The following is a 21,243-nucleotide window of genomic DNA, read 5'->3' as shown; positions in this document are numbered from 1 at the left end:
GCATTACAAATGTGCTTTACACTATTAGCCCAAAATCTAGTTGGGCAAAACAGCTAACAGCATTCATGGATAAATACCCAGAAATATCGCTCTTTAATATGGGAATGCCTACTACGTGGTATCAAGATCCTTTTTGAAAAGAAGCGTTAACATAAAAACATTACATTTTGATTTCTAGAAGTTGCCCATTTTAATGTAATAGTAGGATTTTTCATTTCTAGGTAGATAAGCTACAAGTGAGTTAATAACCAAAGAAAGTCTATCGTTTGATTTTAATTGGAAATATTTTTCTGAATTTAGTACTTTTACTAATGAATAGAACTTTACTTAAGTTAAAAAAACAGTAAGAATGTGAATATGCAATTAATTTCAATGTATTACGATAGAGGGTGTTATGCGCAATATTTCTACCTATACATTACTGTGCAGCGTGATTTCTTCCGCTTCTGCTTTGGCGGCTAATACGGGTGAGAGTTTTTCTCATGCAGAACAACAAAAAATAGATGCGCAGCAACAACAATTACAGCAGACGCAAGAGCAGGTTAGGCAAGCCACATTTGCTGATCATAGAGAAGTGCATGTTGAAACACCCGTAGAAAAAAGCATTTCTTTTCCTAAGGAAGAAAAGTGTTTTCCCATTAAGGAATTACATCTAACAGAACTGCATTCAGAGCACCCAGCTACCATTGAGCAACTTACTGAAGACGATTTAAAAACGGATTTTGATTGGGCATTAAAAGCAGTATACGCCCCCAAAGACTTTCAGCTTCCATATTGCGTAGGTGAAAAAGGCATTAGTGAAATTATTAAACGAATCCAGAATGCCATTATCAATAAAGGCTATGTAACGACAAGAGTATTAGCACAGCCACAGGATTTACGCACGCAGAAACTCATACTGACTGTTGTACCTGGCAAAGTGAGACATATTATTTTGCGTGATCATAGTCAACCTAAGAAAGCTCTTAGGGGGACAGTATGGTCAGCGTTACCTGTAGAACAAGGTGACATTCTTAATATACGTGATGTAGAGCAAGGGCTAGAGAATTTAAGAAGACCAGCTCATACGGAGGCTAATATTCAAATAGTCCCTCCTCAAGAGGGGCAATCATTACCTGGAGATAGCGATTTACTGATTGATTTTAAACAGCATTTTCCCTATCACCTAACATTATCATTAGATGATAGTGGTAGCAAAGCGACAGGGAGGCTACAAGCAGGGGCTACTGCTTCAGTAGAAAACTTATTCTCACTTAATGATGTATTTTATGCGTCATGGACACAGAGTATTCGCAGACATAGTGATGATCCAGGAAGGCGAGGAAGTCGTAATGGAAGTTTGTATTATTCTGTTCCTTGGAAAAATTGGCTATTTAATTTTTCTATGAGTGAAAACCGCTATTATCAAACCATTTTTGGTGCATTTACCAACTATGAATATTCAGGTCGGAGTGTGACGACCAATCTAGGTGTCTCTCGTGTACTTTATCGAGATAACTCACGTAAGACGACGGCAAATTTTGGTTTTTGGCATCGACGCAGTGCTAACTATATTGATGGAGCAGAAATAGATATTCAACGTCGTCGCATGGCAGGCTGGTATGCGGGACTGTCACATCGTGAGTATATAGGTAAAGCGACCTTAGACTTTAGTGTGAATTATAAGCAAGGCACGGGAGCCTATAAATCTATTCCTGCTCCGGAAGAACGGTTTGATGAAGGGACTTCACGCCCTCGTATTATTACGGCCTCAGTTCGTTATAAACAACCTTTTACATTGGGTAATCAGCCTTGGCAATTTCAGTCTAGCTGGCAAGCTCAGTGGAATAGAACGCCGTTGATTTTACAAGATATGTTTAGCATTGGTGGACGTTATACCGTACGAGGCTTTGATGGTGAGCTAACACTTATGGGAGAGCATGGTTGGGTGTGGCGCAATGAAGTTGGCTGGAATGTGCTGAATAAAGGGCAAGAGGTCTATCTTGCGATTGATGCGGGGCATGTCGGAGGTCCTCATACCAAGGAGCTGTTGGGTAATAGTCTTATCGGTGCGGCATTGGGCGTGAGAGGCAATTGGAAAGGTCTCTCTTATGAATGGTTTGTGGGTACACCATTAGATAAACCACAAGGGTTTCGGACATCAAAGCTAACAACAGGATTCAATCTTAGCTATCAATTTTAGTTGGGACAGCATAGGAGAAAGCAATGAATAAACATTTTTATCGTGTGATCTTCAGCAAGACTTTACAGCGTTTAGTGGTTGTATCGGACATTACTCTTTCAGAAGGCAAGGCTAAAAGTGAGGGAATAGGTCTTCCTACTTTGTTTTCCAAGGTATGTGGATGGTCAGTAAAACCGTTAATGATAGGTCTCTATAGTTTATTGGGTGCTATTTTAGTGCCAGCACAAGCGCAAGAGTTACAAATCCGAGCCGATAATACTGCCCCTACTAACCAGCGTCCTGTTATTTTGGAGACCGCTAATGGCATTCCTCAGGTGAATATCCAAACGCCGAATGACAAAGGTATGTCATATAACAAATACCAACAATTTGATGTAGATACACGAGGGGCTATTTTAAATAATAGTCGTAAAAATGCACAAACCGAATTAGGAGGTTGGGTGCAAGCTAACCCCTATTTAGCAGGCGGAGAGGCCAAACTGATTGTGAATGAGGTCAATGCATCACGTCCTAGCCAGCTAAAAGGGTATGTAGAAGTGGCTGGGCAGAAGGCAGATGTGATTGTGGCAAACCCGAGTGGTATTCATTGCGAGGGATGTGGTTTTATTAATTCTGGACGGACGACTTTAACGACAGGGCAAGTTCAAATTGAAAATGGTTGGGTAAGTGGCTACCAAGTTGAAAAAGGGACGGTGAGTGTTGCTGGTAGGGGGATGGATTCAAGCCGTCAAGATTACACGGATATTATTGCCAAAGAGGTGAAGGTTAATGCAGGTATTTGGGCAAATAACCTTAAAGTTACCACGGGGAAAAATAAAGTCTCCAAAAATAATGATGCCGTACAGGTTATTCACACAGGAGAAGAAACGGCACAGCCCGTTGGTTATGCGGTTGATGTGGCAGAACTAGGAGGGATGTATGCAGGACAAATTCATCTTGTTGGCACAGAGAATGGTCTTGGGGTACGTAATGCAGGGCATATTGGTGCTAGTGTAGGCGAAGTAAGCATTACGACTGAGGGGCAGTTAGTGAATACAGGATATATTGGTGCACAGCAAGATGCCACTATTCAGGCTAAACAGGCTGTTGCCAACAAAGCCTCAGGAGTTATGTATACGCAGGCAGGGGATATAGCGATTACCAGCCAACAGCAAGGCATTGAACAACATGGTAGCCTCATTGCTAAAGGCAAGTCACAAGGTAAAGGCAATATCCAATTGAGTGCTAAAGAAACTATTACACAGACCAAAGATAGTCTCGCTGAGGGTAACATTCGTTATCAAGCAAAGCGGATTAAAGCGAGTCATGAGGCAAGATCGGCAAGTGGTGTGGTATTTAATAGCATGGAGAGTGCAGAGCCCAAAGCGTTGGATACTTTATCCGAGGCAGGCTCACAGACGCAACTGTTAGCAAGTGAAGTAGCGGAGCTGCATGGGCAACATCTAGCGCAGGGTAAGTTAGATATTCAAGCGAATACAGTAACATTAGACGATGCCACTTTGAATGCTTATGACATTACTGCTATCTCACGGCAAGGTGATTTACAGACCAACCGAGTGACAGCCTATGCGGAAAATCTTGCGCAATGGTCAACCCCAAATTTATTATCGACGCAACAAAGTCATTTACAAGCAAAGCAACATCTTGTCAATGCCCATCAACTGAATAATACACAGGGGATTTGGCAATATACAGGTAACACTGATTGGAGGCTTGCATTAATAGGTGGGTTGGATAATACACGAGGTATTATAGAAAGCAATAGTTCACTGGTACTACAAACATCCGTGTTAAATAATGCCAATGGGATTATGGATGTCCTTGGTACACTCAACATAGATACACAACAAGGTGATGTGAATAACACCCAAGGGATTATCAGTGCTAAGCAAAGCATGGTGATTAATAGCGGTCAATTTGATAATACTGAAGGACTTATCCAAAGCCAAGAGTCAGTAACGCTTGATACTCATCAGAAAACATTTATTAATCAAAAAACGCTTAATACTCAATATGACAAGGGGATTGTCAGTCTTGGTCATATTACGTTGACAGCTCCCATATTACAAAATGACCAAGGTTATATTGGAGCCAGAGATAGCGCCAAATTACATTTATCCAATGAGCTACATAATCAGCAAGCAGAGATTGCCACTGGAAAATCATTAGTGATTGATGGTAATCATTTAACCATTAATAATCGCTTGGGTAAATTGTTAAGCGGTGAACAGTTGACGATTCAAGCCGTGCAATTAAGCGGTGATGGTGAAGTGCAAAGCGATGGTGATTTAAGCGTTACCCTACAGTCGGATTTTACGGCTTATACAGATATTAAAGCGAAACACAATCTTTCTTTTGTGACCAGTGGCAATATTCTGAATAAGGCAATGTGGATAGCAGAAAATGAACAGAGCGTGACTGCTAACCACATAGAAAACACGCAAGAAGGTACTTTTAATGCAAAAGATGTGCGACTAACGGCACAAAACTCCTTAGTCAATAGAGGTCTAATCAATAGTTTTTCTGTAGCTGATGATAGCCTAACACTCTTAAAAGCCAACCAGATTGAGAACATAGGAACAGGGCGTATCTATGGTGATCATGTGGCTTTACAAGCTGCTTTATTGCGTAACCAAGATGAGCGAACAGACGATGTACATTCGGCGGTGATTGCTGCTCGTCAACGACTAGATATTGGTGTACAGGATAGCATTAATCACACAACCATTTATGAACCAGGTAAAAAAGGCGGGGCATCTATTTACAGTGATGGAGGCCTCTATTTTGGTCAAACATTGGATGAGGAGCATCACGCTGTAGGGCAAGCTAATACCTTACAAAATCGCAGTGCAACGATTGAAGCGGCGAGAGAGATGGTTTTAAACGTCAATAATATTGTAAACAGCAATGATTACTTTAAGACGGAAATACAACTGGATAGTGTGGATAATACTTATCGTCATTACTTACGACCAAAAGACGATGATCAGTTAATTAGTTGGGACTTGCTAAAATGGGCGAGTTATAGTCGAGCAGGTAAGGTAGTTTGGAAGGACACGGCTGAACCGACGACATTACCTGCAAATAATGATTTTGAGGGAAATCCACTACCAGCTCCAAATACACAGATATGCCAAGATCCTGCGGCTGGAACAGGATGTCAGATTAACCCTGATTCACTTTATCCACCAAATAGTCCTGTATGGGCTTACTTTGAGATAGAAGCTCCTACACCAGAACCAGAAGGCCTACCTTCGGATATGCCTGATGAAGAGGATTTAATTGCACCCATTGAGCCTACTAGAATCGATGGAGAATCTGAGGAGGCTTTTGCTCAGCGGCAGAAAGACTATCAGCAAGCTAAACAGACATATGAAGATAATCTGAAACGTCGTCAGCAGATCATGGCGACTTATGGTGATTGGATTACCGATACAGAGAATAAATATCTGCAATTAGATGCCGCGATTGAAGCACACAACAGTAAGTTTACTAAAGGTAAGACATATTATGACTTCTGGGATGTAAAAATTAATAAAACAGAAGTAAAAAAAGACAAAATTGTAGCCAGTAAGCCAGGTCAGATTCTTTCTGGTGGGGATATGACATTTAATGGTAGTCAGTTTACCAATGATAAAAGTACGGTGATAGCAGGCGGGGCACTAACAGCGTCTCATGCGATTCGCAATATTGATGGGCAAGGTATCAAAATTACGACAGACTACGGTACGCAGCAATGGACGTATAGCCGATGGAGAGGTGGATTTAAGCGTTATCACGAACGAAAATGGAAAGGTGTCCAAGATTACCAAAGAGAGAATCGAGAAACCATTACTGTGCCTGTGGTGGAATATCGACAAAACTATGATTATCGCCAGATTACCCAGGATTTAGCGGCACGTTCAGTAGCCGTGGATAATAAATTACAGCTTAATAAACCGATAGTGACAGAAAATGCACAATGGGAAATTCGTAGCATTTCAGTCGATACACGTTTACCGAGTTCAAGCCTTTACCGTATCAACCCAGCAACGGATAGTCATGTTTTGATTGAAACCGACCCAGCGTTTGCGAATTGGCGCAAATGGTTAAGTTCAGAGTATATGTACACGGCTTTACGTAGTGACCATAATCAGGTGCTAAAACGTTTAGGTGATGGTTACTATGAGCAAAGGTTAGTGCGAGAGCAGATTAATCAGTTGACTGGGCGTCAGTTCTTACTGGGGTTTGATGACTATGAAACACAATATAAGGCCCTGATGGATAATGGTATTACATTTGCACATCGTTTTAACCTTGCTCCAGGCATTAGCTTAAGCGAGGAGATGGTAGCACAACTAACGTCTGATATGGTGTGGTTAGAAACGCAACGAGTTACTTTAGCGGATGGTCAGCAAGTTGATGTCTTAGTCCCTCGTGTTTATGTTGTTACTCGCAAAGGCGACATTGATGGGCAAGGAGCGCTTTTAGGCGGTAAGCAAGTGAATTTGTTGGGCAATGAAATAGTGAATCAAGGGACTATTGCGGGACGAGATATTGTCAACCTTAATAGTCGCACTATCCAGAACCTACAGGGACGTATCTCAGGTAGTTTGGTCGCTTTAAAGGCAGAAAATATTAGCAACCTAGGGGGGCAGATTGATGCAGAAAAAGGACTGGCGATTCAGGCAAGTAAAGCATTCCGCCATGAATCCACTACTCAATCCTCTGATATTCATCTGGGGGCAGGGTTTCAACGTCAATCCACCAACTTAGACCGTAAGGCTGTCTTACGAATAAGTGGTGACGGCGATATGATGATTGCCGCCAAAGATATTCATCTAAAGGGAGCGGAAGTTGTTAATGATGGCCAAGGCAACACCTATATTCAAGCGGCTAATCTATTAAATATGACCGCCCTAGAAACAGGTCATTCCGAAAAGCTAGGAACAGGAGACCATCGTCGAACTGAGGATAAAACCACCTCGGTAGTGAGTGTCGTACAAGGCAAGGGAAATGTGACCTTGACAGGGAATGACATCTATAGCGAAGGCGCTGAACTGACCTCCAATCAGGTATTGGCTCTATTAGCAAAAAATAACATTACACTAGACAGTGCGACAGATACACAATCACTCACGGAATACCATCGTTATAAGAGTGGTTCTGTAGTATCTAAGAAAACCAAGACAATTTACTCAGAACATGATCAAAGCATTCAAAAAGGTAGTTTACTGAGTGGCAACCAGATTTACGTACAGGCACAAGATATTAGTGCAACAGGCAGTCATATTGTAGCGGATAATGATGTTACTCTAATGGCTAGCAATAATCTGGATATTAAAGCGGATACCAACACGTATCATGATCATTACGAAAAACACGTAAAACAGTCAGGTGTTTTTAGCTCGGGTGGTTTGGGCATAACGATAGGTAGTCGAAAAGAAAGTCATCGGTATGATGAAAAGGGGACAACCCAATCGGATGCAAGAGCAACTATCGGTAGTTTAGGGGGAGATGTCCACTTAGTAGCAGGCAATCATGCCAATATTCTAGGTACTGACCTTATTGCTCAAACCGATAAAAATATTGATGTTCTTGCCAAAACCTTAAAAGTAGAAGCAGGTAAAGACGTTATAGAGAGCACAGAAGACCACGAGTTTAAACAGTCAGGTTTGACCGTATCCCTTTCTTCTCCAGTGACTGATATAGCGATAAAAGCACGAGACAGCATCACTCGTAGTCAACAAGTACAAGATAGTCGTTTAAAAGCCCTTTATGAAATCAAAGCAGCTCAGGAGGGGGTATTAGCGGCACAAGAGGCCTCAAAAGCGGCTCAAGCAGTGCAATCAGGTAAAAGTTCAGACTTTAAAGTCTCCGTGTCAGTGGGCGAGCAAAAATCAGAATCACATAGTCGAACCACACAGGTGATACACCAAGGTAGTACCTTAAGTGCAGGTAATGTGAATTTGACAACCACTGAGGGGGATTTAGATATTATCGGCTCATCCATCAGGGCAGGCAATGCGACCTTAGATGCGACAGGTGACCTTAACTTATTATCGACACAAGATACGATGAGTAATCGTAGTGATAATAAGAATAGTGGTTGGAGTGCAGGGGTATTTGTAGGCTATAGCGGTGGTAGCTATGGTTTCGGAGTGGAAGGCTCTGCCCAAGTAGGAAAAGGGCATGAGAACAGCGATAGTGTTACGCAAGTAAATACTACCGTACAAGCGGATAAGGCGACACTTCGTAGTGGACAAGACACGAACCTAAAAGGTGCCGTGGTTAATGCTGACCACATTCAAGCCGATGTGGGACGTAATCTCACCATAGAAAGCAGACAAGATGAGCAACACTATGATAGTAAACAAGTTCAAGCCGGTGTTTCCGCATCGGTAGCGATTTATGGTAGCGGCTCTAATGCCTCAGTGAATGGAAACCTGAATAAAGGTAAGCTCAATTATGCTCAAGTTGAAGAGCAGAGTGGCTTACATGCAGGCAAAGATGGCTTAGACGTTACCGTGCAGGGCAATACCCACCTTAAAGGTGGTGTAGTGGATAGCCAAGCCACAGCAGATAAAAACCACTTTAGCACAGGTACGCTCACCACAGAAAATATCCATAACTATAGCGAAGTGAAGGTGGAGAATATCGGGGGAGGTTTTTCAACCGACATGTCTCAGAACATGGCCAATGGGGCAGCCGCAGGTCTGAGTGCGCTGGGTAATGTGAATCAATCCGATAGCTCTACTACCCAAAGTGCGGTAGGGGATAATATTCAGCTAACCGTTAAACAAGGAGAAGTCCCTACTGCTCTATCTCGTGATACGCAGAACGCTAATGCCAAGACAGAGCGTTTTGATATAACAGAGGCAAGAGAGCGTCAAGAGATGGCGCAGGTGATTGGTGAGATAGCCAATAATAGTGTGGCGATTGCCCTCAAACCTCGCTTGGATAAAGCAGAGCAGGATAAGGAAGAAGCCCAACGGCGTTTAGATAAGAATCCTAATGATGCACAAGCGCAAGCACAGCTTGCACAGGCCAACACCGTCATTGCCCAATATGGACAAGGAAGTGATATTCAGATGGCAGTACGGGCAGTCACGGGTGTACTACAAGGCATTGCAACGGGCAATGTAGGACAAGCAGTGGTGGGAGGACTATCCCCTTATGCGAATAAGTTAATTAAAGAGGCAACGACCGACCAGAGCGGTCAGGTCAATAAAGAAGCTAACTTGATGGCGCATGCTTTACTTGGTGCCATAGAAGCCTATGCCACAGGTAATCATGCAGGAGCAGGAGCAGCCGGAGCGGTGGCAGGAGAGTTAGCGGCAGGGCTGATTATTAAGCAACTGTATGACAAAGATAGCCCAGATGAGTTGACCGAAGCGCAGAAACAAACCGTCACAGCATTGAGCCAATTAGCGAGTGGATTAGCAGGTGGCTTGGTGGGTGATAGCACCTCAAGTGCTATTAGTGCGGCAGAGCTTGGAAAGCGAGCGGTGGAGAATAACTATCTCTCAAAAGAAGAGGCTAAGGCATTGGTTTCCAAATATGAAGCAACAGATTCTCCCTTGGAGAAACTTAAAATACTTTATGAGTACTTAGCTATATCCGAACATAACGATGAAATTTTTGATTCTGTATGTGCCAATAATCCTGTGTTATGTCTTGAATTAATTTCAGAAGCACAAGACGGTTCAGTAACTTTGATGAGGGGTAAGGATAAGTTTGCCTCATCTCCAGAATATCTTGATATTCGAGTCTCTAATGCTAGGGCAGGAAGTAACACAGAATGGACAGAGTTTCATTGGAGCAATTTAATTCCTAGTCAAAGGGAAATTACTCCAAATCAAGAGCTAGCAGACCAATTGGCTAAAGCGATTAGCGAGGGGCGGGTTCTTCTGACGAAGAAAAGTGCTGATTTATTGTATCAGTTAAATACGAATCCTGATTTAGTGGTTTTGATGGATCCTTCCAGTGTTAGTTTTGTTAGAACTAAGGATTGGGAAAATTTGGGGAAAGGAGAGCGTAAAGCAGTAGGTAGGGTATCTTATTTAGATGGAAATAACTGGTCGATTCTGGGAAGTATAGCTGTAAAACAAAGAAATAATGGGGAGTATCATTTATTTGATGATGTTTATGATTATGACATGCATTCTTTTGATGATGCGAGAGGTTACTGGGATAAAATTAAAATATGGATTAGAAATATGGAAACCAAGCAAGGAGAGCCAGGGAAAGGGGGAACATCATTCAATATTAAGATGCAAGATAAACCCATTAAGTATCAAGAGAATTAGTATGAACAATTTGCTTTTTGTTGTTAGAACTGTGTTGCTCTTATTGTGGAAATTAGTTCTTTTTATTCTTTTTTTAATTGGTGTTTCTGTTGTATGGGAGGGAATTAATTTATTAAGAATGTAGGGAGTACTTTTTCATGGTAGAAAAACTCATATTAGTTTGGAAATACATAAAACTTTTCTTTATTTGTGTAGGTGCTGTTTTTGTCGTGATTGTGGGTATAGCAGAATCTCTACCATATTATGGGGCATGGCGATTTCATAACGAAACGCAGTTGACCCTAACGTCTGGTGCTTACGGAACAACCTTTATTGGTGACTGTAAGGATGATGGTTGTATTGGTGTTTTTGGAGAGGCGATATGTTTTTGTCGGGTAGAAAATAATCATGTTATTGCGGTAAGCCATTTTATTGATTCTAGTGGTTCGGCACTGGTGATAACGCCAGAACTAAGGTACGGTATATATGACTACGTGTATAAGCGTAAAAGTAGTTTTACTCAAGATGGATTTCTTGCAACCCTTAAGAAAAGGTTTCCTAAAACATACCAAGATTTTATAGGAACGAGTGAGAAACATCTTCGATGTGCGAAAGCAACTTATATAGATCCTCCTCTGAAAGAGTGTCCGATATATTCTCATAACTCATAGAACTGAGAGGAGAATTTGATTTTCCGCAATACGCATAATTATTTTCTAGAAAAAGGAACTGAAAATGAGAAAATTAAGTAAATATTTTTTCGTTGGTATGTTCTTATTTTCAGCTCCATTTTTTATGGCTACTGTGGGCTTTGTTTTGTACGTATATTACCAGTATGGTTTGGCATATCTTAGTCTAGAAAATTTTTTAAAATTTCATGAAGATGCTTTTATATATAACTTAAAATTTTTCGGGATAATTATATTAATAAGCGCATTAAATACAGCTGTTTCTGAAAAAATTGATGCTATGGATGCGTATACCATACAGAATGCTACATACTCTTTAATATTAAGTGTTGTTGGGGCTATACTAGTTTGTGTATTGGCAAATACTTTGTATGAACAGAGAGATATATATCATCTTGTTTTATTAGGTTTTGTTGCTATCACTAATATATTTGTTATATTAGAAATTGTCAAAAGTGGTCTTAGAGGAAAAGATAATTGATGTGATTAGTCCTTACCGTTAAAAGTTTGTTGTGATGTAGAGGAGGCGCTTTGTAGTAGGCATGGGCTGGCGCAAGGCGAGCCTACTTGCAAAAGGAATGGTGCTACTTAATAGAGAAGGACTCCACTATTTAACCGTATTAGACCAGTACAGCACAGGTAAATTGGAAACGGTCTATAACATTAAAGTAGAGGATTTCAGCACTTACCATATCGGTCATTTAGGTGTCTGGGTACACAACGCAAATTGTTGTGACTTTGTGAACACCTATGGTGATATTGAAAAGAAATTTATTGAGGGTGGTTGGGTTGATAAAACCACAGGCAAAGTACAGTACCTTGATCCATTCGATGGGGTTCGCAAAGATTTTCCAGATGGCGCTAGGGCATCTGTTGACCATATTTTTCCAAAAGATGGGTTTGATAAGATTACGGGATTTGACCGCTTACCTAAAGAGGTTCAAGAAGCCTTTATCAATGACCCAATGAACTTACAACCGTTACCAAAAGAATTAAATTCATCTAAGGGAAATAAAGTGGAAACAGGAACAGATGGTTGGAGAATGTATGTTAAAGAGGGTAAAGAGATTTCGCCTGAGTATCGTGCTTATCTTAAAAAAATCCAAAGAGAGATGGAAGTGAAAGTGATAAGAGAACTTGAGAAAAAAGGACTAAGATAATGTTTTTTTCAAAGCAAGATTTATATAGACAATTTACACATATTTATACGACTTTTAAGGATATACCTTTTGAATCCTTAAATTTGCATGATATTGATAGGGAAGTCAATGGGTATCATTTTATTCAAGAGAGTAATGGAAATTTATTTAATTACCTTATTGAGCCTTTTAAAAGTTGGCAACCAAAAACTTATAGTTATTTAACTAATGGAGAGTTTTTTTATGCGGTAAAAAACTCTCCATATCCAGGTCTAATGGGAGACATTACTCAGTTAGGGATTATAGTAGGGGGGAGGGTATGCTACATACAATATACCCCATATACCTATGAAAAAAAGACAAGTAGATATCCCACTATCCCTCTAGAAATCCTTAACTCTTGGCTTTATCGAGCCGAGGGGTGGGATATGGCGGAATCAACAGTAATTGATATTCATAGAGGTGTTTTGCCTTCAGCAGTAACTTATTCTGTATCACCAATAGATTCAATAATAGGTGGTTTTACTGATAAAACAGATAAAGCATTACCTCAATATACTGAATTTTTAGAGTCTAAATTTAATCATCCTTTTCGCCAAAGCTATCACATTAAAGAGTTTATGGAGGATAAATACTTTGAACTACGGTGTTTGCTAGATACACGGTTAGATGGAGACTGGGGAAAAAATGGTTTCCAGCTATTTGTCTCATCGCATAACACCGAGCGTAATGTGTATGTCGTACCAAGAACAGATGTGATGCAAATTAAAAAACTCTCTCATCCAGCAGAAGCTATTGATAGCTATGCAGCACACCTATTGTCAGGGAAAGAAGGGGAGTTTGATTTTCTGCAATATACAGAAGATTTTTAAGTGCAAGGAGAAGTCCCTACTGCTCTATCTCGTGATACGCAGAACGCTAATGCCAAGACAGAGCGTTTTGATATGACAGAGGCAAGAGAGCGTCAAGAGATGGCGCAGGTGATTGGTGAGATAGCCAATAATAGTGTGGCGATTGCCCTCAAACCTCGCTTGGATAAAGCAGAGCAGGATAAGAAAGATGCCCAACGGAGTTTAGATAAGAATCCTAATGATGCACAAGCGCAAGCACAGCTTGCACAGGCTAATGCCGTCATTGCCCAATATGGACAAGGAAGTGATATTCAAATGGCAGTACGGGCAGTCACGGGGGTACTACAAGGCATTGCAACGGGCAATGTAGGACAAGCGGTGGTGGGAGGACTATCCCCTTATGCGAATAAGTTAATTAAAGAGGCAACGACCGACCAGAGCGGTCAGGTCAATAAAGAAGCTAACTTGATGGCGCATGCTTTACTTGGCGCTATAGAAGCCTATGCGACAGGTAATCATGCGGGAGCAGGGGCTGCTGGAGCGGTGACAGGAGAGTTAGCGGCAGAGCTGATTATTAAGCAACTGTATGATAAAAATAGCCCAGATGAGTTGACCGAAGCGCAGAAACAAACCGTCACAGCATTGAGCCAACTAGCGAGTGGATTATCAGGAGGCTTGGTGGGCGATAGCACCTCAAGTGCTATTAGTGCGGCAGAGATTGGAAAGCGGGCGGTGGAGAATAACTTATTAGCAAAATGGGATTTAGAAGAGCGTAATAAACTGTTGGACAAGTTTGAAAAGCAAGCGACTCTCTCTCGTATAGAGCAGGATGTGATTAGTGCGCTGTTGATGAAAGATGCTAGAATAGATGAATTGTTGCTGCGTTATCAAACTCATCCCGAAGAATTAACTGATTCAGACAAACAATTTTTAACTCAAATACTGAGAGACTATCTACAGTCTTATGCAGATACGGATGCCAATGTGAAGTATAAGTTAGGTTTACTTGATTGGGGGATAGATTCTGTCAGGATAGATAGCCTTATTGATGGGGGACAGTGGTTCGATCGTCCAACAGACAAGATTAAAAGTTATTTGTATCAACAGGCTCTCCGAACTAATAGTCCTGAATATCGAATTGCGGAAGGTGTGCATGATGGATTATGGTTGGTTGGACCTAAGTTGGGTATTGTGGCAAAAGAGAGTCCTATTGCAGTGAAAGTATTAGGTAATCCTGTAGTTCTTAATACAGCAGGAGGATTGGCTGCCAATGCCACAGCTCAAATTATGGTAGGTCAGCCGTTCAGTTGGGCAGAGTTGATAAGTGCTGGAGTAACTTCAGGTATGACAACAGGAATGCCTCTGGGTAAAACGCTTATTGTGAACGCAGGAATGGGAGCAGCCACGAGTTTTGCTGTCAAGGGAAATATACCTCAGGACACAGCGTTATCTGTTCTTGGGGGAGTGGCAGGAGAAAAACTACCGCATCCTGTATTGAAAATTTACACTCCAGAGATGCTTCAAAAGTTTCCTGATGTTCTTGACAAGTATTTCCCTTTTTCTGACGATAAAAGTGAGTAAACAGTGAGAATTATTATTTTCCGCATATTTTGTAGACTTTGCATACTTTTTTTATTCTCTTTATGTCTATTAGAAATAGCTGTTATTGTTCATTTTCCTAGCAAATATGGAATTGAATACTCAATCAGACATTTTTGGGAGATACAACACACTGTTTTGCAAGTTCAAATTAGAAAAGCTTTTTTGGTGATGTTGTTAGGAGATTTTATTGGAGGTAGCTTTTTTAGATATATTTACGATCTTAAAGAGGATGATTCAAGGAGGTAGTGGTGATAAAAGCTTTGCCCTATGTTTGCCGAATGATAGTTTCACTATCAAGTGTTTTCTTTGCTATGACACTATCCGCTTTGATGAGTGTTGCGTTTAACGATGCTATGACCTTGCGTCTTGATCAAATTATTTCTTATCAAAAAGAAAGGTTTGTGATTTGTCTTATCAGTGGAATGATTGTTTTTTATGTAGACAAGTTATTTAATTTGTTTCCGACAAAATCTGGCTGGTGGTTCTTGAATTCTTTGAAGTGGACAGTCCCTGTTATGCTGGTTTTGGGTATATGGGTTTATTTTAGTGTGGACTTTAAAAGTACGCTTCAAATCTTTTTTGCAGTATTTTGGGTATTCACTAATGCACTCACCATAGTTGAAATTACGAAACACATTTTGGAAGTTCCCGACAAAGCTGCATGGCATAAGAATAGCAATATAAAAAAACATGCTGATGTTCACTCTAACCACCATCTAGCCATGCAGAAAGAGTATGCAGAGTTGCTGTTAGAAGAGGAGCTTAACAATAACGCTTTTAGTGTGAATAACGTCTATTCCCAGAACAGTGAACCAACAACATTATTAACTCATAGTTCAAGCCCTTTTAAAAATAGAAGTGTTGTAGGGGAAATTTGGGAAAAAAGTAGATCTAAACACTCGGATAAGGAAAGTGAATAGAGTATAAGTTTCTGAACGCAAGAGTGTCCAGATAGGTGTGGGTCAAGTTTATCAAGTAAAAAACTGGTCAACGATACGGGAGCTTGTGAATGATACAAATAGTATTGTAGAGGCGACAGAAAAGGGATTTAATAGTCTAGCGGAACGCTCAGGGTATAAAGTACTTAAAGGCGGTAAGTATAGAGCAAATAATGGCTTTGACCATGTGTGGCAGGCCAAAGATGGCTCTATTGTTATTGTGGATAGTAAACAATTAAAAAATGGGGCGTTACAGGTGAGTACTAAAGGAGCGAAATATGGTGATGATTTTACTAACCAATTATCTGAGGACTGGATAACAGCTGTGGAGAAACAGTTGCCTAGGGATGGTGAAGTTAGACGAGCTTTTGAATTAGCCAGAGAGTCTGATTCGCCAATTAAAACTATTATCGTTGCTGTAGATAAGTCAGATAAGACTGTAAAAATTATTCCAGTCAAGATTCCAAATAAATCTAGGTCAAAGTAATTTTATTAAGGATGTATATATGTCAAGACGTAGAAAAAACCTTGTAATGGAGAAGTATAAAGTCTATTTGGGGAGTGTTGCAGAACGAAGTTACCAGGAGTCGGTAGATTTTTGTAAAGGGTATGCAAAGGAACTTAATCCTAATGATGTGAATTATGAAAATATTACTCGTAAACTAAGAATTATTGATAGTGGTGTGGGTGATCCTTTTGCTTGTATGATGACTCTTAGCTGGATGTACGAAGGACAAGCCTCAGTCGATTTGGTGGTTCATGGGGATGTGCAAGCTTTTAAGCAACATGCTTATGTGGCAGCTAAGTTGCAAATCTTATCGGAGAAAAAACCCGATTGGGGTTATTGGCGCTATAGCACAGTATATTTTTTGCATTTACTTTCTGATAACCCAGAATTAAAAGAGTTTTTAATATCGCAACAGGATATTATTTCAGGAAGCTTAGATCAACAGACTTATAAGGGAGATAATATATATCCTTATTTTAATCGTTCGACACTGTTGGCATTATCAGGGGATTGGGAGTGTTTAAAGGAACGTAGTTTACGTTTTCTTAATGATTCTAAAAGAGCAAAAAAAACAGCTCAACTAGAACCTGATTTTAAGTTTTTCCTGGCATTAGCCAACCAAGATGCGGAAGAAATGAAAAAAGTATTAGAGGAAATGTTGGAATATCGGCTATCGACAAGAGCAAAACAAGATTTGAATATACACTTCGACTTTTATTTATATCTACCTGTGCTGACCTATGCCAAAATTGCTGCCATTCACGGTTTTGACCTTGGAATAGATAGCCCTATTGCACCCAAAGAGCTCATAGAGGTGAAGCCTTTAGAATCCTACGAAGACCCTTACGATTTTATGAAAGAGTTTGATTTTCATCAACCACAACAGGTATGGATAGATAGATGGAAAGCAAAGATGGAGGCTGGGTTGGCATGGAGAGAGAGGGAATACAAGAAGCTTAAGAATAGAATCCTAAGACTCTTTGGACGTGGCGGACGCCTAATAGATTTACAACCTAGCTCACCGATAGATAAGAAGTGATGCTTATGTGCAGACCGTGAACCAAGTTTTTTAACTTTACTGTTCATGCTTTGTTAGGTGTAATAGAAGCCTATGCTACGGATGGTTATACATAGGCTGGCGCAAGGCGAGCCTACTAGAAAAAGGAATGGTGCTACTTAACAGAGAAGGACTTCCCTATTTAACCGTATTAGACCAGTACAGCACAGGTCAATTAGAGACTGTTTATAATATCAAAGTAGAGGATTTCAGCACTTACCATATCGGTCATTTAGGTGTCTGGGTACACAACGCAAATTGTTGTGACTTTGTAAATACCTATGGTGATATTGAAAAGAAATTTATTGAGGGTGGTTGGGTTGATAAAACCACAGGCAAAGTACAGTACCTTGATCCATTCGATGGGGTTCGCAAAGATTTTCCAGATGGCGCTAGGGCATCTGTTGACCATATTTTGCCACGAGCAGAATTTAAGGAGATACCTGGATTTGAACGTTTGCCTGAGAATGTTCAAAGGGAGTTATTGAATGATCCGTTGAATCTACAACCGTTACCTAAAGAATTAAATGCATCTAAGGGAAATAAAGTGGAAACAGGAACAGATGGTTGGAGAATGTATGTTAAAGAGGGTAAAGAGATTTCGCCTGAGTATCTTTCATATCTAGAAAAACGACAAGCATTTATAAAAAAGAAAGTTGAGCAAGAAATCAAACAAAGAGGGGTACGATAATGTTTCTTTCAAAAAAAGATTTATATGAACAATTTACGGATGTATATACTAATCTGAAGAAAATTCCGTTTGATACTTTAACATTTCTTGATGGTGAGAAAATTTTTGATAGTTTTCACTTGATAGAGGAAGCAGGAGACTCACTATTCAATTATTTACTTAAACCTTTCGAGGCTTGGCAACCAAAAACATATAATTATTTAATGAATGGAGAGTTTTTTTATGCAGTAAAAACCACCCCATACCCAGGTCTAATGGGAGATATTACTCAGTTAGGGATTATAGTAGGGGGGAGGGTATGCTACATACACTATACTCCATATACTTATGAGAAGGATAAGAGCGATTATGCTGTTATTCCTTTAGCAATGCTTAATTCTTGGCTTTATCGAGCAGAGGGGTGGGATATAGCAGAAAGAACAACAACAAGTATATTTCGTGGAGTCTTACCTTCAACTTCTACATATAATATGTCTCCAATATATTCATTGCTTAGAGAAATGGCAGATAAGGAACGGCGTGTACTACCTCAATATGCCGAATTTTTAGAGGCGAAATTTAATCATGCGTTCCGTCAGACATATCAAACCGAAGAGTTTATGGATACTGATAAGTATTTTGAATTGCGCTGTTTATTGGATACCCGATTGTCAGATGACTGGGGAAAAAATGGTTTCCAACTATTTGTCTCATCGCATAACACCGAGCGTAATGTGTATGTCGTACCAAGAACAGATGTGATGCAAATTAAAAAACTCTCTAATCCTGCGGAAGCTATTGATAGCTATGCCGCGCATTTACTATCAGGTCAAGCAGGAGAATTTGATTTTCTGCAATATGCAGAAGATTTTTAAGTGCAAGGTGGGGGTAGCATAGGAATAGGTTGATTTGTAGAGATTCTATTGTGTTATCTTATTTAGGCTATCTTTAAAGTTGTCTATTTAATCATTATGCAGACGGTGAAAAAATGGGTTATGTTGATACGAGATATGCATCCGACATTAAATGTAGAAGTTCAGACCAAATCTGACAAATGAGTTGCAAAAAAGAGAGTTTCCCGTTTGAATAAGAGGTGCGAATCTTTTAAACAAACAAAAGGAAACTCTCATGTTACATACTACCAATAATGTGATTAAACATAAAGCAGGACTGCTTAATTTAGCAGAGCAATTAAAAAATGTGTCGCAAGCATGCAAAATTATGGGCGTATCGAGGGATACATTTTATCGCTATAAAGAATTGGTTGAAGAAGGCGGTATAGAGGCACTCATTGATCGTAATAGACGGGTGCCTAACCTTAAAAATAGAGTGGACGAAGCCACTGAGTTAGCGGTGATAGAGATGGCGATTCATTATCCTGCCTATGGTCAACTAAGAATTAGCAATGAGTTGCGTAAACAGGGAATATTTGTATCACCTAGTGGTGTTCGTTCCGTTTGGTTGCGGCACAACTTGGAGAACTTTACCAAACGTCTAAACGCCTTAGAGGCGAAAGTACAGCAAGAAGGAATTATTCTGAATGAGCAACAAATACAAGCTCTTGAACGCAAGAAAGATGAAGAGCAAGCCATGGGTGAGATTGAAACCGCGCATCCTGGCTATTTGGGTTCACAAGATACCTTTTATGTGGGGCATTTAAAAGGGGTAGGACGTATTTATCAGCAAACATATGTCGATACTTACAGTAAAGTAGCGCATTGTAAGCTATACACCTCTAAAACCCCTATTACTTCTGCAGACTTACTTAATGATCGTGTATTACCTTTTTATGCAGAGCATGATTTACCTGTATTACGCATTCTGACAGATAGAGGAACAGAGTTCTGCGGTAAGGTAGAGCATCATGATTATGAGCTTTATCTAGTTATTAATGAAATTGAGCATACAAAGACTAAGGCTCGATCACCTCAAACCAATGGTATTTGCGAGCGCTTCCATAAGACCATTTTGCAGGAGTTTTATCAAGTAACGTTCCGCAAAAAACTCTATGCTGATTTAGATAGTTTGCAAAAAGACCTAGACGAATGGCTTGATTTCTATAATAATGAACGAACTCATCAAGGAAAGATGTGCTGTGGGCGAACACCCATAGAAACATTGATTGATGGTAAACAGATTTGGAACAGCAAAAAGCTGAGCTAAATCTAATCTGACAGACACCGCTTGTCAAACGGGGAACTGTCAGATGAAGTCTGAACTTCTACACATTAAATATGCTTGATGAGTATGTTACCAAGCATATTTAAATTTCATTTATACAAAATTTCGGACAGGCTCGACAAACTAGAATCACATGGTCATTTCTGGTTCATCGGGCTCTATTGTGGGTAGTTCCACTCCAATATTTGTTGTTTTTGCCTCAGGATTGATGCGCCATTTAGAAATATCTCCATTAAATGGACTATCTGCTAACATATATGACATCTCCATGACGTTGGAGACATCCCAGCAACTGATGTCGCCATCGAATTGACTATTGCAAAACATACAACGCATACTTCGTACATTAGATACATTCCAATTAGAGATATTTCCGTTAAATGGGCTTTCTTGGAACATATGCGACATATTTTGTACGTTAGATACGTCCCATTTTGATATGTCATTATTAAATTCACTTTCGTAGAACATCGCTTCCATATATTTAACGTTGGAGACATCCCAGCAACTAATGTCGCCATTGAATTGACTATAACGAAAGAGATCAGACATATCTGTTACTTGACTTACATCTATATGGTTAAGATCTGCGTAATATCCTAGGCGTAGAATTTCTTGTTCTACAATAGATTGAATTGTGTCATCTGTTGCGATAATTTTTTCCAAGTTTGGCAGATAACTACCAGACTGTATTTTTTGGTTGATGTCCAACCAGCCATAACCCTCAATATTGAATTCAACTTCATTGAAAGTTTGTGCTGTATTAATATTTACCTGTAATTCATGCTCCAACTCAGAGAGTGTTATTTCTGCTCCAGTTGAAAAGTATGTGTTATCTAATGCGTTTACAAAATCCCTGATAAATTCAGGGTTGTTGATTTCTCTTTTATTATTCGGAAATCTATCTTCCATATTGTTTAGCAAAAAATCGACCGAATAAAAGAGTTGTTCTTTGGAGATTCTTACTCCATTAATTTCAGCTTGAAAGTATTGATTGATTTTAGAATACATTTGTCGTTCCAAATAAAAAACCGCCTTTAGGGCGGTATGTTCAAAGTAGGGGGGATAACAATGCTGTGTTAGCTTTTTTTATTTCATACCTTGCTAGTGTCTATTGTTCATAGTCTTGGTAAGAATAAGGGGGGCAATATTTATAGGA

14 protein-coding genes are annotated in these 21,243 nt (G+C 39.9%); 13 read left to right on the top strand and 1 reads right to left on the bottom strand.

The features are described from left to right. The first annotated feature begins 394 nt into the window (after nucleotides 1-394). From BQ4443_RS03450 to BQ4443_RS03390, 13 genes are all read left to right on the top strand, one after another. The gene (locus tag BQ4443_RS03450; RefSeq protein ID WP_071058064.1) at nucleotides 395-2,182 is read left to right on the top strand and encodes a ShlB/FhaC/HecB family hemolysin secretion/activation protein; all 1,788 of its coding nucleotides are present in this window, start codon (nucleotides 395-397) and stop codon (nucleotides 2,180-2,182) included. A 23-nt stretch (nucleotides 2,183-2,205) separates the two neighbouring features. Next, nucleotides 2,206-10,470 (top strand): two-partner secretion domain-containing protein, encoded by an 8,265-nt coding sequence (locus BQ4443_RS12520; protein ID WP_071058063.1) that lies wholly within the window; start codon nucleotides 2,206-2,208, stop codon nucleotides 10,468-10,470. A 137-nt stretch (nucleotides 10,471-10,607) separates the two neighbouring features. Then, nucleotides 10,608-11,120: a hypothetical protein gene (locus BQ4443_RS03440; protein WP_071058062.1), complete on the top strand. Its 513-nt coding sequence runs from the start codon at nucleotides 10,608-10,610 to the stop codon at nucleotides 11,118-11,120. Between the two features lie 64 nt (nucleotides 11,121-11,184). Next, on the top strand, nucleotides 11,185-11,619 hold the full coding sequence (locus tag BQ4443_RS03435; RefSeq protein WP_071058061.1) for a hypothetical protein: 435 nt from the start codon (nucleotides 11,185-11,187) through the stop codon (nucleotides 11,617-11,619). Nucleotides 11,620-11,680: 61 nt separating this feature from the next. Further along, nucleotides 11,681-12,298 carry a polymorphic toxin-type HINT domain-containing protein gene (locus BQ4443_RS03430; RefSeq protein WP_071058060.1) on the top strand — a complete coding sequence of 206 codons (618 nt, stop codon included), beginning with the start codon at nucleotides 11,681-11,683 and terminating at the stop codon, nucleotides 12,296-12,298. Beyond that, nucleotides 12,298-13,149, top strand: coding sequence for a hypothetical protein (locus BQ4443_RS03425; protein WP_218118017.1), 852 nt, complete (start codon nucleotides 12,298-12,300; stop codon nucleotides 13,147-13,149). The genes BQ4443_RS03430 and BQ4443_RS03425 overlap by 1 nt, the downstream gene beginning before the upstream one ends. Continuing rightward, the gene (locus BQ4443_RS03420; protein WP_071058058.1) at nucleotides 13,150-14,709 is read left to right on the top strand and encodes a VENN motif pre-toxin domain-containing protein; all 1,560 of its coding nucleotides are present in this window, start codon (nucleotides 13,150-13,152) and stop codon (nucleotides 14,707-14,709) included. A gap of 269 nt (nucleotides 14,710-14,978) precedes the next feature. Next, nucleotides 14,979-15,650, top strand: coding sequence for a hypothetical protein (locus tag BQ4443_RS03415; protein ID WP_071058057.1), 672 nt, complete (start codon nucleotides 14,979-14,981; stop codon nucleotides 15,648-15,650). Nucleotides 15,651-15,735: 85 nt separating this feature from the next. Beyond that, entirely contained in the window at nucleotides 15,736-16,155 is a 420-nt protein-coding gene (locus tag BQ4443_RS03410; RefSeq protein WP_143000538.1) for a hypothetical protein, read from the top strand. A 19-nt stretch (nucleotides 16,156-16,174) separates the two neighbouring features. Then, entirely contained in the window at nucleotides 16,175-17,215 is a 1,041-nt protein-coding gene (locus BQ4443_RS03405) for an Imm49 family immunity protein (protein ID WP_143000537.1), read from the top strand. Between the two features lie 91 nt (nucleotides 17,216-17,306). Further along, nucleotides 17,307-17,924, top strand: a complete 618-nt coding sequence (locus BQ4443_RS03400) for a polymorphic toxin-type HINT domain-containing protein (protein ID WP_256330909.1) — start codon at nucleotides 17,307-17,309, stop codon at nucleotides 17,922-17,924. Next, a complete protein-coding gene (locus tag BQ4443_RS03395; protein ID WP_218118016.1) occupies nucleotides 17,924-18,778 on the top strand; it encodes a hypothetical protein in 855 nt (284 codons plus the stop codon). The genes BQ4443_RS03400 and BQ4443_RS03395 overlap by 1 nt, the downstream gene beginning before the upstream one ends. A 253-nt stretch (nucleotides 18,779-19,031) precedes the next feature. Beyond that, on the top strand, nucleotides 19,032-20,066 hold the full coding sequence (locus BQ4443_RS03390; protein WP_071057811.1) for an IS481 family transposase: 1,035 nt from the start codon (nucleotides 19,032-19,034) through the stop codon (nucleotides 20,064-20,066). A 147-nt stretch (nucleotides 20,067-20,213) separates the two neighbouring features. Here the strand turns inward: BQ4443_RS03390 and BQ4443_RS03385 are convergent, their stop codons facing one another. After that, nucleotides 20,214-21,095 (bottom strand): BspA family leucine-rich repeat surface protein, encoded by an 882-nt coding sequence (locus BQ4443_RS03385; protein ID WP_071058053.1) that lies wholly within the window; start codon nucleotides 21,093-21,095, stop codon nucleotides 20,214-20,216. Nucleotides 21,096-21,243 lie beyond the last annotated feature (148 nt).

The sequence above is a fragment of the Pelistega sp. MC2 genome (assembly GCF_900099475.1).
Taxonomy (GTDB): Bacteria; Pseudomonadota; Gammaproteobacteria; order Burkholderiales; family Burkholderiaceae_B; genus Taylorella; species Taylorella indica.
This window is presented reverse-complemented; position numbering and strand designations above follow the sequence as displayed.

Bases quoted from the DNA above. Each gene is read 5' to 3' on its own strand.
- BQ4443_RS03450 (WP_071058064.1), top strand. From the start codon at position 395: ATGCGCAATATTTCTACCTATACATTACTGTGCAGCGTGATTTCTTCC.
- BQ4443_RS12520 (WP_071058063.1), top strand. From the start codon at position 2,206: ATGAATAAACATTTTTATCGTGTGATCTTCAGCAAGACTTTACAGCGT.
- BQ4443_RS03440 (WP_071058062.1), top strand. From the start codon at position 10,608: ATGGTAGAAAAACTCATATTAGTTTGGAAATACATAAAACTTTTCTTT.
- BQ4443_RS03435 (WP_071058061.1), top strand. From the start codon at position 11,185: ATGAGAAAATTAAGTAAATATTTTTTCGTTGGTATGTTCTTATTTTCA.
- BQ4443_RS03430 (WP_071058060.1), top strand. From the start codon at position 11,681: ATGGGCTGGCGCAAGGCGAGCCTACTTGCAAAAGGAATGGTGCTACTT.
- BQ4443_RS03425 (WP_218118017.1), top strand. From the start codon at position 12,298: ATGTTTTTTTCAAAGCAAGATTTATATAGACAATTTACACATATTTAT.
- BQ4443_RS03405 (WP_143000537.1), top strand. From the start codon at position 16,175: ATGTCAAGACGTAGAAAAAACCTTGTAATGGAGAAGTATAAAGTCTAT.
- BQ4443_RS03395 (WP_218118016.1), top strand. From the start codon at position 17,924: ATGTTTCTTTCAAAAAAAGATTTATATGAACAATTTACGGATGTATAT.
- BQ4443_RS03390 (WP_071057811.1), top strand. From the start codon at position 19,032: ATGTTACATACTACCAATAATGTGATTAAACATAAAGCAGGACTGCTT.
- BQ4443_RS03385 (WP_071058053.1), bottom strand. From the start codon at position 21,095: ATGTATTCTAAAATCAATCAATACTTTCAAGCTGAAATTAATGGAGTA.